This is a genomic window from Massilia sp. GCM10023247 (assembly GCF_042653325.1).
Lineage (GTDB): Bacteria > Pseudomonadota > Gammaproteobacteria > Burkholderiales > Burkholderiaceae_D > Telluria.
Map to the genome: position 1 here is coordinate 723,725 of NZ_JBHSIB010000007.1, position 14,411 is coordinate 738,135.

Consider the following 14,411-nt stretch of genomic DNA (forward strand, 5'->3'; position numbering starts at 1 on the left):
CAAAGGATTGTGATCGTGAAGAAATTAGTGACGTTGGTAGCCCCTTTTTATAACGAGGCGCTGGGTACGGCGGAGTTTTTCAGGCGCGTCGAGCAGGTGGCCGCGGCGCTGCCGGCATACCGCTTCGAGATTGTCGCGGTCAACGACGGCAGCCGCGACGACACGTGGAAAGAATTGCTGAAGGCGCGCGAACAGTATCCGAACGTGCACCTGGTCGACCTGTCCCGCAATTTCGGCAAGGAGGCGGCGCTCACCGCCGGGCTGGACCGGGCAAGCGGCGACGCCGTGATCCCGATCGACTCGGACCTGCAGCATCCGCCGGAGCTGATCCTGGAGATGCTGGCGCAATGGGAGGCCGGCGCCGAAGTGGTCCTGGCACGCAGGCGCGACCGCCAGACCGACGGGCCGGTCCAGAAACTGGCGGCAACGCTGTTCTACCGCTTCCACAACGTTATTTCGAACGTCCACGTGCCGCCTGGCGTGGGCGACTTCCGCCTGATGGACAAGCGGGTCGTCGACGCGCTGCGCCAGCTGCCGGAAAACCACCGATTCATGAAAGGCCTGTTCGCCTGGGTCGGTTTCCGCACCGTTACCGTGCTCTACAGTCCCGCCGAACGCGCGCAGGGCACGTCCAGTTTCAACCTGTGGAAGCTGTGGAATTTTGCGCTGGAAGGCATTACCAGCTTCAGTACCGCGCCGCTGCGCATCTGGAGCTATATCGGCGCCTGCGTCTCCGCCGCCGCCCTCGTGTATGCGGCCCTGATCGTGCTCAAGACCCTGGTGTACGGCACGGACGTGCCCGGCTATGCCTCGATGATGGTCGCCGTGCTGTTCCTCGGCGGCGTACAGCTGATCGGCATCGGCGTCATGGGTGAATATGTCGGCCGCATCTATAACGAGGTCAAGCGGCGTCCCGTGTACCTGGTCAGGGAAGAGCATACCGTTGACCGCCCTTAAGCTGCTCCTCGCCCGCCACCGGGCGCTGCTGGTATTCGGCGCCATCGGGGTCTGCAATACCCTGCTCCATTCGCTGACCGTGGTGGCGCTGGTGGAAAACGGCATCGCGACGCCGGTGCCGGCGAACGTTGCCGGCTTCCTGATCGCCAACACCTTCTCTTTCTTCAGCAACTCATGGCTGGCCTTCCAGCAGAGCCCGACCTGGGCCCGCTACGGGAAGTTTGCCCTGGTGTCGCTGACCAGCCTGGTCCTGACGGTCTGCCTGTCGGGACTGGCCGAAGCGATGGACTGGCATTACCTGGCCGGTCTCGGACTGGTAATGCTGTGCGGCCCGGTGCTCACTTACCTGTTGCACAAGGCGTTCACGTTTCGCCCACCCGAGCTACGCGACTGAGGTTTCTGCCAGCCGGCCGCCCGCACATCATGCCACCGCCTTCCTACGCCATGAAGTCCATAACAACAAGCACCACCATGCGCACGGTCGCCACGGCGGCCTTCCTGCTCTTCGGCGCCGCCTTCAATATCTGGACGCTGTACTGGACGGACCAGATCTATACCCCCTTCGTCACCAATGATTGGCTGATCAACTACGAAGGCGGGTTCGTCCGGCGCGGACTGGCCGGACAGTTGCTCCTGCATGTCGCCAGCGCCACCCATCTCCCGCTCTGGATGCTCGTATTCGGCCTGCGCGCGATGCTGTACGGGGCGATTGCGGTACTGACGATCCGGAAACTGGCAGGCAGGCTGAGCCTGACGGGCTGGATTTTCGTACTGTCCCCGGTTACGTTCCTGTTCGAGGTATATGACCCGGGAGGCGCGGGCCGCAAGGAATTGCTGTTCCTGCTGGTCCTGGCAGCGAACAGCCTCGTGCTGGAGAAGAAAGCGCCACGGCAGGCGCCCCTCACGCCGGCTTACTATGCGTTGCTGACGCTCGTGCTGGCCACCGGCATCCTGGTGCACGAGACCTTCCTGTTCTACCTGCCGCTGTTGCTGTTGCAGCTGGCCAGTCACGGGCGGCTGCGCGAGAGCAGGCTGCTGGCCCTGCCCCTGGCCGTGTCCCTGCTCGCGTTCGCCGCCGTCAGCGCCAACAAGGGTTCACCCGCGACGGTCGAGCATATCCTGCGCTCGCTGGCGCCCCTGGTACCCGGCATCAGCTGCGCGACCAACGGCGGTGCAATCTGCTACCTCAGCAGCACGACGGCGGACGCGCTGGCGTATGTGTTCGTTCCGGAGATCGGGGAGTTACTGCTGATCCCCATGCTGATACTACTCGGCTACTCCGCCGTCTTCCTGCGCAGCATGAGCGACGCCCGGGCCGCCGGCAAGCCCGCCGGCGGCGCACGCGACGTGGAACTGCTGCTGATCCTGGCGCTGCTGTCGCTGCTGCCCCTGTTTGCCGTCGCAGTCGATTATGGCCGCTGGATCCACGTCTTCGTCAGCGGCCTGTTCTTCGCTTTGCCGCGCCATGTGCTGGTGCGTGGCGACGGCGCGCCTGGCCGCCCGCACGCGAAAACCACCTGGCTGCTGGTAGTCCTGTTTTCGCTGTCGTGGAGCATCATCCATACTCGCGCGAATACGTTCCAGCCCGGCGCCCTCGGCCGCCTGGCGTCGGCCATCCCGGTTGCCAGGCTGCTGCCGAAGCCGGCGCCGCTAGCTGCGCCGCTCCGCTTTGCCGCGCCGGGTGCCGTGTTCCGCTGGAAAGGGTGCGAACTGCCCTCCGCGATCGGAAAACCGACCGCCGCCTGCGCGGTCGAGAAACGCGATCGGGCCGAGGCCGGCCACCTGACCTACGGCCCCTATGAAGCCTTGCCGGCTGGTGATTATTCGGTCGACATCAGATATACAAGCGCCGAGCCAACAACCGATGTGCCGGGCACATGGGATATCGCGGTGGTGGATCCGCAAGGGAGCACGGTGCTTGCACAGGGGCCGCTGGAAGGCTCCGGTGCTGCGGTGGCACGGGTAGCGGCCGAATTCTCCATCGACGCCGCGCACGCCATGCACCTGGTCGAAATCCGCACGGTGGCGTACGCGGACAAGTCGCTGCAGGTCGAATCCATCGAGCTCAGGCGCCTGCGCTAGCGCAAGGCTTTGCACGGCTGCGGCGGCAGCACCCCCGATGCAACTCAGGTACAATCTGCCGCCGCATGTTATACCGACAACAAGAATTCGACATGTCCCTGAGATTACCGATCGTCTACGCCCTGCTCGCACTCATCGCCACTGCCGCCAACATCGGCACGCAGGTCCTGGTGATGCGCGGCTACAGTGGTCCGTTTGCCGTGATGCTCGCGCTCGTCATCGGCACCGGTGTCGGCCTGGTCATCAAATACGTCCTCGACAAGCGTTATATTTTCCGTTTCCGCGCGCGCGACGTGGCACACGACAGCAAGACCTTCGCCCTCTACACCCTGATGGGACTGGCTACCACGGTAATCTTCTGGGGCTTCGAACTCGGCTTCGACCACCTGTTCGATACGCCACAGATGCGTTATCTCGGCGGCGTCATCGGCTTGCTCATCGGTTACCTGACGAAATACTATCTCGATAAACGTTACGTCTTCCGTACCGACCGGGCCTGAGCGCGGCCACGGTGCAGGCGACGATCGGCCACGCCAGAATGGACACCAAATTGAACAACAAAAAACGCATCGTCATCATCGGCGCCACCTCGGCCATCGCCGAGCATTGCGCGCGCCTCTGGGTACAGGGCAGCGGCGCCGACCTGGTGCTGGTCGGCCGCGACCGTGACCGGGCCGAGCGGGTCGCCGCCGACCTGCGCATACGCGGGCCGCAGTCCGGCGTCGAGGTCGTCACCTCCGGGTTCCTCGATGCGGCCGAGATCGAACGCACGGTGGGCGCGGTCTGGGGCAGCGGCGTCGACCTGGTGCTGATCGCCCACGGCGTGCTGCCGGACCAGGGTGCATGCGAGCAGGACCTGGCCGCATGCCGCGCGGCGCTCGACGTGAACGCGCTCTCCCCGGTCCTGTTCGCCGAAGCCTTTGCACGCCGCATGGCGGCGCAAAACCGCGGCACGCTGGCCGTGATCGGCTCCGTGGCGGGCGACCGCGGGCGCAAGTCGAACTACGTATACGGCGCCGCCAAGGGCCTGGTCGACCGCTACCTGCAGGGCCTGCGCCACCGTTTCGCCGGCAGCGGCGTCAAGGTCGCCGTGATCAAACCCGGCCCGACCGACACGCCGATGACCGCGCACCTGAAGGGCAGCGCCAAGCTGGCGCCGGTCGAAGACGTGGCGCGCGACATCGTCAAGGCCCTCGAGCGCGGGCAGGAAGTGATCTATGTCCCGGGAAAATGGCGCATCATTATGCTCATCATCCGGCACCTCCCTGGTTTCGTCTTCAACAAGATGAACATCTGAGCAGCCTATGCGCAAACAGGACATGGCGGCGCTGGCGTGCTGGCTTGCCGCAGTCGGCGCCTTGTTCTTCATCCTGCGTGCCGGGCACCCGGTCCAGGCCCATCTCGTGCATGCCGATGCGCTCTACCTGCCGGTGTTGTTCGACGACCTGCTCAGGAACGGCGGCCGCTTCTCCGACTGGTTCCTGACCCCCGCCCCCTATTTCTTCCCTGACATGCCGATGTACGGACTGGCCTGGCTTGCCAGCGACAGCGTGCTCGGGCAGACCACCGGGTTCGCGCTGCTGCAGACGGCGCTTGCGGCGCTCGCCCTGTATTTCCTCGCACGCCAGTTGCTCGCGCGCGGCGCGCTGCCGGCCGCGGCGACGCTGTCGATCCTGTTCGTCTGGCTCGGGCTGACCGTCGACGATCCTTTCGTGCGCCTGTTTACCAGCGCGCATCACTACGGCGCTTTCCTTGCCGCGTTGCTGCTGTGCGCGCTCTGGCTGGGCCGGGAGGGCGTGCCGCAAGCCGGGCGCAACAGGCTCACCGACGCAAGCATCGCCGTACTCGGTTTCCTGACGACCCTGTCGGACTCGATCTTCCTGGTGCAGACCACGATTCCGCTGCTGGCGACCGCACTGCTGTTCGGACGCGGCGCGCTACGCGCCACCGCCTGGCGCGCCACGCTCCTGCTGTTGCTGCCGGCACTGGCGGGCATGCTGTCGTACCGGTTCGTGGTCACGCACCAGACCCGCTTGCCGGCCCGGCTGAGCCTTTCGCGCCTGCCGGAAAACCTGGGTGAGCTGGGCCATATCCTGGCCACCCTGTTGGGCGGACGTCCGCTGCTGGCCGCCGCGCTGCTGCTGTCGCTCGGTGTTGGCGCGGCCTGCATCCTCGCCTGCCTGCGCCGGCGCCCCCTGCCCGGCCTGCCGGGCACGCTGCCGCGTCCCCTGCTGATGCTGGCGGCGTTCGCCACCCTGTCCTGCCTGGCGACCGTCAGCGTCATGCTCCTGTCAAAGACCCTGATACCGGTACCGCGTTACCTGATCGGGGCGGCGTCCCTGCCGCTCGTGGCCGGGGTGTTCGTGCTCGTCCACCTGCTCGATGCGCGCTCGCCCCGCGCCGCGCCGGCACTGTGCCTGGCCGTGTGCCTGGTGCTCTCGGGGCTGCTGGCCGGCCAGGCGTGGCGCGTGCGCGAAGTGCGCGATACGGATCGTTACTACTACCCGGAACCGGTCGCCTGCGTCGACCGCGCCCTGGCCGCGGCCCGCGCCCGCCACGGCATCGCCCAGTACTGGGATGCCAAGCTGCTGCAGGGCCTGAGCCGCCAGCGCCTGACGCTGGCCCAGTACTCGGGCGACCTCAGCCGGATGGAATGGATTACCTCGGAGCGCTTTTACCGCCCCCATTACGATTTCGCCATCATCGCCGACGCCGAGGCAGCGCAGTTCAAACTGCCGCGCGAGAGGCTGGCTGCCCTGGGCGGCGAACTACCCAGGGCGGTGGCCTGCGGCGACCGTACCGTGCTGCTGTTCCGGCCCGCAGGGCTGCGCGCGCCCGAGGCCGCCGCACCCCGGGCGGCGCCGGTGCCGTCGCGGTTTGCGGCGCCGGGCGCCTCGTTCCGCTGGAAAGGCTGCGAACTGCCCTCCGGGATCGGCAAGCCGGCTGCGGCCTGCGGCGTGGAAAAGCGCGACCCGCGCCTGTCGGGCCACTTGACCTACGGCCCTTACGAACCCTTGCCGGCCGGGGAGTATGCGCTCCAGATCAGGTATGCGAGCGCCGAGGGCGAAACCGGGGTCGTCGGCGCCTGGGACGTGGCGCTCCAGCTCCCGGGCGAGGTCGTCGTCGCCAATGCAGGGCAGCTGACGGGAACGCGCGCATTGCCGGCACGGATGTCGGCGTGGTTCAGCATTGCGCCCGCACACGCCATGGCCCCGGTCGAAATCCGGACCACGGCGCATGAAGGCAAATCGCTGCGCGTCGATTCCATCGAGCTCACGCGCCTGCGCTAGGGCCAGGCCCTGACGCGGCCGTGCGCCAGCGCCGCTGGGCGGCCGCGGCGCCCGGCGCTGTCACGCGCCCATCAGCCTGCGCGACAGCGCCGAGCTGATGCCCGGGTCGCGGTAGCGCAGGAATTCCGGCAGCCGCGGATAGCCCGCCTCGAACAGCGCGCGCGGCATGCGTGCATCCTTGGCCATGTAGATGCGTCCGCCCGCCTCGCGCACGACCGCGTCGAGCCGCTCGAACAGCTGGTGGGTGCGCGCGCCGTGGTTCGGGAAATCCAGCGCCAGGGTGACCCCGGGCTGCGCGAAGCTGAGCATGCCCGGCGCGGCGCGGTCGCCGAAGGTCTTGAGCACCGCCAGGAAGGAGCCGTCGCCGCTGCGCGCGATCTCGCCCAGCATCGCCTGCACGGCATCCTTGCCGACCGCGCGCGGCACGACGCTCTGGTACTGGTAAAACCCCTTCGGGCCATACATCCGGTTCCACTCGAGCAGGTTGTCGAGCGGATAAAAGAAACTTTCGTAGTGCGCCAGGGCGCGGCCGGCACGCTGCTTGTGCAGCTGGAAGTACGCGTTGTTGAACAGGCGCAGCGACAGGCCGTTCACCAGCGAGACCGGCGGCGTGAGCGGCATCGTCTTCGCCTTTTTGCGCGGCACCGGACGGTCGCCGGCGGCGGCGGCATTGGCGCGCATGAACAGCCCGCGCCCGCTTTTCGAGAGGCAGTCGATCCACGACACCGTGTATTCCCATTCTCGCTCGGAGTCGTCGGCAAGTTGGAAGAACTCGTCCAGGCTGGCGTACGGAATCGTTTCCGTATCCAGCCAGGGACCGGCAACCGGCCGCAGCTGGAGTTCGGCGCGGATGACGACACCGGTCAGGCCGAGGCCGCCGACCGTCGCCGCAAACCATTCGGGTGCCAGGCCGGGGCCGCATTCGATGGTGCTGCCGTCCGTGCGCACCAGCCACAAGCGGCGCACGTGGTCGCCGAAGGAACCGACCACGTGGTGGTTCTTGCCGTGCACATCGTTGGCGATGGCGCCGCCGACGGTGACCATTTGCGTGCCGGGCGTGACCGGCAGGATCCAGCCGCGCGGGATCGCCATCTGCTGGATGTCGCGCAGCGTCACGCCGGCTTCGCACAGCAGGCGCCCGCTGGCGGGGTCGAAGCCGATAAACTTGTCGAGCCCGGTCCCCTGCCACAGCACCCCGCCGGGATTCAGGCCGACGTCGCCGTAGCTGCGCCCGAGGCCGCGCGCCAGGCCCAGCGCCGGCGCCGCGGCGCGCAGCTGCTGTCCGACCGCGGCCGGGTCGGTCAACACGCGCAGGTCGTGTTCGGGACTGCCGAGCCGTCCCCAGGACGAGACCTTTACCATGACCAGCCGGCCGCGCCGAGCGCCAGGATGGTGCCGAAGACCAGGCCGGCGCTCAGGCTGGCGCGGTCCTTGACGGCGAAGACGAGCGGATCGTCGTGCATCTGGCCGCGGTGCGCCTGCATCCAGATCCAGCTGACCCAGAACAGGATGACGGGCACCGCGCCCCAGACGACTTCCGGCATCCGGTACAACACCAGCACCGCATCGCTGTTGAGGTAGAGCGACAACACCACGACGGCGGCATAGCCGGCCGTAATGCCGAGCATTTGCAGCAGCGGCGCGTCCGAGGTCAGGTAACCGCGGCCATGCGCTTTTTGCTTGCCGGCCAGGACCTGCACCTGGAGCTCCGCATACCGCTTCACGAAGGCAAGCGAGAGGAACAGGAACACGGAAAACGCCAGCAGCCAGAACGACAGCGCGATGCCCGCCGCCGCGGCGCCGGCGACGATGCGCAAGGTATACAGCATTGCCAGCGTCAGGCAGTCGACCAGGATCAGGCGCTTGAGCGACCACGAATACACGCAGGTCACGAAGAAATAAAACAGCAACCATGGAAGGAAATTGCCGCCCACATAGGCGCCGAGCATCAGGCTTACTGCGAGCAATAGCGGCGCCAGCACCACGCCCATCCAGGCCGGCACCAGCCCCGAGGCGAACGGGCGCGCGCGCTTGCGCGGGTGGAGGCGATCGCTTTCCAGGTCGAGCAGGTCGTTGGCGATGTACACGGTCGAGGCGCACAGGCTGAACGACACGAATGCCAGCATCAGCGCCAGCCACGGATCGATGCTGCCGAACTGGTGGCCGGCCACCAGGGGAATGAACAACAGCAGGTTCTTCATCCACTGGTGGACGCGCAGCACCTTGGCCAGGGCGCGCAGTCCCATGCGCGCCCTGGGAAAGACCTGCTCGACTTCGCAGTGCTGGCCCGCCTTGCGCAGCAGCCGCCCGGAGGCATTCACGACGATGGCGCGGCGCGCCCGTGCCCACACCTGGAGGTCGGCATGCGAGTTGCCCACGTAATCGAAGCCGCCTTCGCCGAAACGGTGCTCCAGGGCCTGTGCCTTGTTGGCGCCGGCCAGGTTGACGGCGCCGTCGCTCGCCATGACTTCGTCGAACAGGCCGAGGTGGCCCGCGATGGCGTCGGCGATGGCGCGGTCCGATGCGGTACAGAGGATCAGCCGGCGGCCGTTGGCGCGCTGCTGTTCGAGCCAGGCGATCAGGTGCTGGTTGTAGGGAAGCGATGCCGCATTGAAATCGGAGCGGCCGGCCAGCTCCCGCTTCAGCGTTGCCTTGCCCTGCAATAACCAGCCGGGCATGCGCAGGACGTTGAGCGGTTGGTCCCGCAACATCCACAATGCCGACTCATGGAGCATGTCCGTATGAATCAGGGTGCCATCGAGGTCGACAACGATCGGAGGAAGAATTTTAATGCTCCAATAGCAAAGGCTGCGCCAATGCGCAGCCAGGGACGGCAAGCGAAGGCGGCCGTAAAGAATTGCAGGGCTCAAACGGGTGTTGATTATATCGTAATGCTGGGTTCGAAATCGCCGCTTGCGCGCGGCAAGCAGCGTTGCGTGAGTCCGCGCACAGTCCCGCCCGCGCACGGGCGCTAGCATGCCTTAGACCTGAACAGCGGCACGGCCGCGCAAGTGGAGAGATGCAATGGCTACCGGCTCGACCCCCGAACAAAGCGCAGGCAGACCCCTCGACGTGCAAGGCGACGGCGAGAGCGTCGGCGTGCCTGCCGAGGGCGAGCTGGAGGGTAGTGCCTACAATCCGCTCGGCAATCCCGGCATGAAGCACTGGCAGGCCGGTTATATCGACCACGGCGGCCTCGACGACCGCGGCAACATCTTCTTTGCCGCCGTCGAAATGACGCGCATGCCGATGCTCGTTACCGATCCGCGCCAGGAGGACGACCCGATCGTCTTCGTCAACAATGCCTTCCTCGACCTCACGCTGTACAAGGAAGAACAGGTCATCGGCCGCAACTGCCGCTTCCTGCAGGGGCCGGACACGAATCCCGACACGGTGCGCGAAATCCGCGAGGCGCTGGCCGAACGGCGCGCGGTGGCGCTCGACATCCTGAACTACAAGGCCGACGGCACGCCCTTCTGGAACGGCCTGTACATCGGCCCGATCTTCGACCACAACGGCGAACTGCTGTATTTTTTCGCCTCGCAGCTCGACATCACCGAGCGCCGCCTGACCCAGCAGTCGTCGATGCAGGCGCAAAAGATGGAGGCGATCGGCCAGCTGACCGCCGGCATGGCCCATGACTTCAACAACCTGTTGCAGGTCATCAACGGCAACCTGGAACTGGCGCTGCTGGCGCTCGACCCGGCCAGCCGTGCCGGCGAGCCGATCCGGCGCGCGCAGCGCGCGGCCATGAAAGCCGGCAAGCTGACCCAGCAGTTGCTGACCTTCGCCCGCAAGCAGCGCCTGGAACCGCGGCGCGTCAACCTCAATGCGCTGCTGGTCGAGTTCTCGGACATGCTGGTGCGTACCCTCGGCGACCGGGTCGAACTGCAGCTCGACCTGAAACCCGGCCTGCCCGGCTGCACGCTCGACCCGACCCATCTCGAGATGGCGGTGCTGAACGTCGTCATCAATGCGCGCGACGCCATGCCCGGCGGCGGCCGGGTCCGGGTCAGCACCGTCGTCCTCGACCAGGAAACGGCGCCCGATGGCGGCTATGTCGCCGTCTGCGTCGCCGACGAAGGCGAAGGCATGACGCCGGACGTGGCACGGCGCGCCACCGAACCGTTCTTCACCACCAAGGGGCCCGGCACCGGACTCGGGCTGGCCATGGTGCATGGCTTCGTGCAGCAGTCGCGCGGGCGGCTCGAGATCGACAGCGCGCCCGGCCGCGGCACGACGGTGCGCATGATCTTCCCGGCCGACGGCGGCCACGACATCCAGGGCAGGGATCAAGCGCAGCAGCCGGCCGCGGCGGCGGACGACAGCGGCAAGCCGCGCATCCTGGTCGTCGAGGACAACGAGGACGTGCGGGTACTGGCGGAAGACATGCTGGGAGGAGCGGGCTACGACGTGGTGTCCGCGCCGAGCGGGGAACAGGCGCTCGCGCTGCTCGAGAACGGCGGCGGGATCGACCTCGTCTTCACGGATGTGCTGATGCCGGGCGGGATGAACGGACTGCAGCTGGCCGACCAGGTGCGCCAGCGGCTGCCGGGCACGCCGATCCTGATCACGACCGGCTACATGGACGAGCTGCCGGCGGCCCCGAGGCCGCAACGGCTTGACATCCTCAGCAAACCCTACCGCCAGGAAGAGCTGCTGTCGCGCGTCAGGGCGATCCTGCCCGGCCGGGCGCAAACAGGATCACGCTGAGTGTGCGCCGGCCCGGCTGCCTTGCCGCTTGGTGCTGCTGATTACTGCTGCTGATTACTGCTGCGGCTTCGGCAGGCCGCCCAGCAAGGCGGCCAGCTTCTGCTTCGGCTTGGCCGGCGCAGTGGCGGCGTCGGCGGCGAGGTCGCGGCGCGGCGCGCTGGCCGGCTCGTAGGGTTTCAGGAACCACGGATCGACCTTCTCGCGGCGCGGCAGCGGACCGGCGCCGTAGCTGCGCGGCGCGCGCTCGGGACGGCTGTCTCCTTCGGCGCCGCGGCGCGGCGGGCGTTCGCTGCGCTCCCCGCGCTCGCCGCGCTGCGGACGCTCGCCGCGCTCGAACTCGCGGCCGCGCGCACGCGGCGTGAAGCCGGCCAGTTCGCCGCGCGTGATGGTCTGCTTGATCAGCTTTTCGATGTCGGCCAGCAGGCGCTCGTCCTTGTCCGAATACACCGACAAGGCGTCGCCCGAGGCGCCGGCGCGGCCGGTGCGGCCGATGCGGTGCACGTAGTCCTCGGCGTTGTACGGCAAATCGAAATTGATCACGCACGGCAGGTCGGAAATGTCGAGGCCGCGCGCGGCGACGTCGGTCGCCACCAGCACTTCGATGTCGCCCTGCTTGAACGCTTCCAGCGCGGCCATGCGTTCCTGCTGGGTTTTGTCGCCGTGGATGGCCGAGGCCTTGATGCCGGTCTGTTCGAGGTGGCGCGACAGGCGCGAAGCGCCGATCTTGGTGTTCGAGAACACGATCACCTGCTTGAGGCCACGCTGGCGGATCAGGAATTCGACGACGTCGCGCTTCTGCTCTTCGTCGACCTTATAGACGATTTGCGTGACTTTCTCGGCGGTGGCGTTGCTGCGCGCCACCTCGATCAGCACCGGCTGTTGCAGGAAGCTGTTCGCCAGCTTTTTGATTTCCGGCGAGAAGGTGGCCGAGAACATCAGGTTCTGGCGCTTCTTCGGCAGCAGGTTGATGATGCGCTGCAGGTCCGGCAGGAAGCCCATGTCGAGCATGCGGTCGGCTTCGTCCATCACCAGCATCTGCACCTGGGACAGGCTGACATTCTTTTGTTCGATGTGGTCGAGCAGGCGGCCCGGGGTCGCGATCACGATCTCGACCCCGCCCTTGAGGATGACGGTCTGGCCCTTCATGTCCATGCCGCCGAAGACGACGGTGGAGCGCAGCGGCGTGTGCTGGGCGTAGGCTTTGACGTTCTCGGCCACCTGCACCGCCAGTTCGCGGGTCGGCGTGAGCACCAGCGCGCGCACCGGATGGCGCGCCGGCGACATGCTGGTGTTGGCGTGGGCCAGCAGCAGCTGGATGATCGGCAGCGAGAAGCCGGCGGTCTTGCCGGTGCCGGTCTGGGCGGCGCCCATGACGTCGCGGCCCTGCAACACGACCGGAATCGCCTGGGCCTGGATCGGGGTCGGATGGACGTAGCCCTGGTCCGTCAGGGCACGCAGGATTTCCGGTGCCAGGCCGAAATCGGCAAAGCGCACGGTCGGCTCCACAGCGCCGGGCGTCGCCACGTTCGGCACGGCGACGCCCGGCACTGCCGGCGCGTCGTTGTTCATCGGTGTTTCAGACATTATTCTTTCCGGGCATTAAATCAATTGCTCTACGCAGAAGCGTCGCCTCGACGGACCCGCTCCAGCAGGCGCGGCCGACGCTGACAACTCCTGGAAGGGCGGGGCTGGCCGCCGACTGGGGCACAACGGAGGTACGGCTGGGGGCCGGCTCGGTGGGCACGCTGCACCGGCAAACACGGGCGCAAACGTAGAGATACAAGATATCGCCCTCAAGGTTACATTAAATCCATCGCAGTGTATATGGAATCGTGAACGCCACCGGGCGGAAGGCATGCCGATCCGGGTGCGGGCAAAACGCTCCGGCACACGCGGCGAAACGGGGGCGCGCGGTGCCCCGCAGGGGGCGATCGCGGTGCGCCTACCCTTCCCGCTTCCAGCCGCGTGCCTGCGCAGCCCGCTCGGCAGCGTTGCCCAGGGGCGTGCCGGCGATGCGGGAGTCGATGGCATCGAGCACCGCCGGCGGCAGGCCGCTGCCGTCGATCCAGGCGGCGCCGAGCGCGCCCTGGGCCAGCACGGGAATCTTCCATTCGGCGCCGTCGCGGCAGGCCAGGCCGGCGGTGGTGTCCATCACGAAGCTGCGGCAGTACTTGCCGTCCTTGGCGAGGAAGCTGATGCCGATGCGCACCCGCCCGGAGGGGCCGGGGCTGGCCAGCTGGCTTGTCAGCGCGTCCGCCAGGTCGCCTTGCGCGACGAGCGCGCCGCCTGCGCCACGGCTGCCACTGCCCCCACTACCGCCACTGAACGAGGCGAGCTCGGCTTCGCCCTGCCACAGGTGCCAGCCGGTGCCGCCCAGCAGCACGCCGGCGGCGAGCGCGGCGGCGAGCGCGAGCAGGTGGCGGCGCGTCCAGGCCGGTTCAGGCGGCACGGGCGTCGGCAGCGGGACATTGCGCGCGGCCCGGATGGCGTCGAGCTGGACGATCTTGGCGCCGGAAGCGCAGCCATGGGCGTGGGCCTGGGTGCCGCCGTCCCTGCCGCCCGCGACCACGCCGTAGACGCGGCTGCGGCGGGCACGGTGCCCGGCCACGCGCGCGGCGATGGCGGGATCGGCGCGCGCCGCGCGTTCGACGGCGGCGCGCGCCGGCTCGGCCAATTCACCGTTGACGAATGCAATCAAGAGTTCGTCGGAGAATTTCATGGCAGTGTCAGGAAGTGATCAAGCCATGTTCATCGAGCACGTCGTGCAGCAACTCGAGCCGGATGACCGGGTTGTCGAGCATGAGCATGTTGTGCTTGTGGCCGTTGGGCAGCGGCAGCAGCTCGCACCAGCGGTTCGCGACCCAGCCGCAATCTTCGAGCCGGAACGGCGGCTGCACCGGCCAGCGTTCCTGGGGCACGTCGTGCAGCGAGGCCAGCACGCGGTCGAGCGCATCGGCCGCGCCCTGCAGCTCGGACGGAATGCGCACCGGGTGGTCGTCTTCGACCAGGTCGACCTCGGCCATCCACAGGCCGTTCAGGCGCTGCTGCGAGGATTTCACCTCGAAGCGGGCGCCGCCGCGGCAGACCACCTGCAGCAGGCCCGGCGTGGTGGCGGCGGTGTCGCAGACGGTGGCCAGGGTGCCGCTCTCGACGAAGCGCTCGGGCGCCCCGCCCCGGGTGCGCACTTCCTGTCCCTGCGTGAGCAGGACCACGCCGAACGGCGTGTCCTCGGTCAGGCAGCGGCTCACCATGTCGAGGTAGCGCGCCTCGAACACCTGCAGCGGCAGCACCCCGTCCGGGAACAGCACCGTGCTCAATGGGAACAATGGAAGGGAAATCGTGGCCATGCCCCATCATGACAGAATCGTA

At 67.5% G+C, this 14,411-nt stretch carries 12 protein-coding genes; 7 read left to right on the forward strand and 5 right to left on the reverse strand.

Annotation, left to right across the window (positions count from 1 at the left end):
• Positions 1-15 precede the first annotated feature (15 nt).
• From ACFPAH_RS06835 to ACFPAH_RS06860, 6 genes are all read left to right on the forward strand, one after another.
• Positions 16-957, forward strand: a complete 942-nt coding sequence (locus ACFPAH_RS06835; protein WP_379742580.1) for a glycosyltransferase family 2 protein — start codon at positions 16-18, stop codon at positions 955-957.
• The gene (locus ACFPAH_RS06840) at positions 944-1,351 is read left to right on the forward strand and encodes a GtrA family protein (RefSeq protein ID WP_379742583.1); all 408 of its coding nucleotides are present in this window, start codon (positions 944-946) and stop codon (positions 1,349-1,351) included. Before ACFPAH_RS06835 ends, ACFPAH_RS06840 begins: the two co-directional genes overlap by 14 nt.
• 77 nt (positions 1,352-1,428) lie before the next feature.
• The gene (locus tag ACFPAH_RS06845) at positions 1,429-3,039 is read left to right on the forward strand and encodes a hypothetical protein (protein WP_379742586.1); all 1,611 of its coding nucleotides are present in this window, start codon (positions 1,429-1,431) and stop codon (positions 3,037-3,039) included.
• Between the two features lie 92 nt (positions 3,040-3,131).
• On the forward strand, positions 3,132-3,539 hold the full coding sequence (locus tag ACFPAH_RS06850; protein ID WP_379742589.1) for a GtrA family protein: 408 nt from the start codon (positions 3,132-3,134) through the stop codon (positions 3,537-3,539).
• 50 nt (positions 3,540-3,589) lie between these two features.
• The gene (locus tag ACFPAH_RS06855) at positions 3,590-4,336 is read left to right on the forward strand and encodes an SDR family NAD(P)-dependent oxidoreductase (protein WP_379742592.1); all 747 of its coding nucleotides are present in this window, start codon (positions 3,590-3,592) and stop codon (positions 4,334-4,336) included.
• 7 nt (positions 4,337-4,343) lie between these two features.
• Positions 4,344-6,329 carry a hypothetical protein gene (locus tag ACFPAH_RS06860; RefSeq protein WP_379742595.1) on the forward strand — a complete coding sequence of 662 codons (1,986 nt, stop codon included), beginning with the start codon at positions 4,344-4,346 and terminating at the stop codon, positions 6,327-6,329.
• 60 nt (positions 6,330-6,389) lie between these two features.
• Here the strand turns inward: ACFPAH_RS06860 and ACFPAH_RS06865 are convergent, their stop codons facing one another.
• A complete protein-coding gene (locus ACFPAH_RS06865) occupies positions 6,390-7,691 on the reverse strand; it encodes an FAD-binding oxidoreductase (protein ID WP_379742598.1) in 1,302 nt (433 codons plus the stop codon).
• Positions 7,685-9,166 carry a UbiA family prenyltransferase gene (locus tag ACFPAH_RS06870; protein ID WP_379742601.1) on the reverse strand — a complete coding sequence of 494 codons (1,482 nt, stop codon included), beginning with the start codon at positions 9,164-9,166 and terminating at the stop codon, positions 7,685-7,687. Before ACFPAH_RS06870 ends, ACFPAH_RS06865 begins: the two co-directional genes overlap by 7 nt.
• 187 nt (positions 9,167-9,353) lie before the next feature.
• Here ACFPAH_RS06870 and ACFPAH_RS06875 point away from each other — a divergent pair, with 187 nt between their 5' ends.
• On the forward strand, positions 9,354-11,042 hold the full coding sequence (locus tag ACFPAH_RS06875) for an ATP-binding protein (protein WP_379742604.1): 1,689 nt from the start codon (positions 9,354-9,356) through the stop codon (positions 11,040-11,042).
• A gap of 54 nt (positions 11,043-11,096) precedes the next feature.
• Here ACFPAH_RS06875 and ACFPAH_RS06880 read toward each other — a convergent pair whose 3' ends face one another.
• The 3 genes from ACFPAH_RS06880 to ACFPAH_RS06890 all read right to left on the reverse strand — a co-directional run bounded on the left by ACFPAH_RS06880 (position 11,097) and on the right by ACFPAH_RS06890 (position 14,389).
• Positions 11,097-12,611, reverse strand: coding sequence for a DEAD/DEAH box helicase (locus tag ACFPAH_RS06880; protein WP_379743013.1), 1,515 nt, complete (start codon positions 12,609-12,611; stop codon positions 11,097-11,099).
• A gap of 373 nt (positions 12,612-12,984) precedes the next feature.
• Positions 12,985-13,761: a hypothetical protein gene (locus ACFPAH_RS06885; protein ID WP_379742607.1), complete on the reverse strand. Its 777-nt coding sequence runs from the start codon at positions 13,759-13,761 to the stop codon at positions 12,985-12,987.
• Positions 13,762-13,768: 7 nt separating this feature from the next.
• A complete protein-coding gene (locus ACFPAH_RS06890) occupies positions 13,769-14,389 on the reverse strand; it encodes an LON peptidase substrate-binding domain-containing protein (protein WP_379742610.1) in 621 nt (206 codons plus the stop codon).
• Between the last annotated feature and the right edge of the window lie 22 nt (positions 14,390-14,411).

What these genes read in the sequence shown, in the direction of transcription:
- ACFPAH_RS06845 (WP_379742586.1), top strand. Translation starts at nt 1,429, where the DNA reads ATGCGCACGGTCGCCACGGCGGCCTTCCTGCTCTTCGGCGCCGCCTTC.
- ACFPAH_RS06850 (WP_379742589.1), top strand. Translation starts at nt 3,132, where the DNA reads ATGTCCCTGAGATTACCGATCGTCTACGCCCTGCTCGCACTCATCGCC.
- ACFPAH_RS06860 (WP_379742595.1), top strand. Translation starts at nt 4,344, where the DNA reads ATGCGCAAACAGGACATGGCGGCGCTGGCGTGCTGGCTTGCCGCAGTC.
- ACFPAH_RS06865 (WP_379742598.1), bottom strand. Translation starts at nt 7,691, where the DNA reads ATGGTAAAGGTCTCGTCCTGGGGACGGCTCGGCAGTCCCGAACACGAC.
- ACFPAH_RS06875 (WP_379742604.1), top strand. Translation starts at nt 9,354, where the DNA reads ATGGCTACCGGCTCGACCCCCGAACAAAGCGCAGGCAGACCCCTCGAC.
- ACFPAH_RS06880 (WP_379743013.1), bottom strand. Translation starts at nt 12,611, where the DNA reads ATGAACAACGACGCGCCGGCAGTGCCGGGCGTCGCCGTGCCGAACGTG.
- ACFPAH_RS06885 (WP_379742607.1), bottom strand. Translation starts at nt 13,761, where the DNA reads ATGAAATTCTCCGACGAACTCTTGATTGCATTCGTCAACGGTGAATTG.
- ACFPAH_RS06890 (WP_379742610.1), bottom strand. Translation starts at nt 14,389, where the DNA reads ATGGCCACGATTTCCCTTCCATTGTTCCCATTGAGCACGGTGCTGTTC.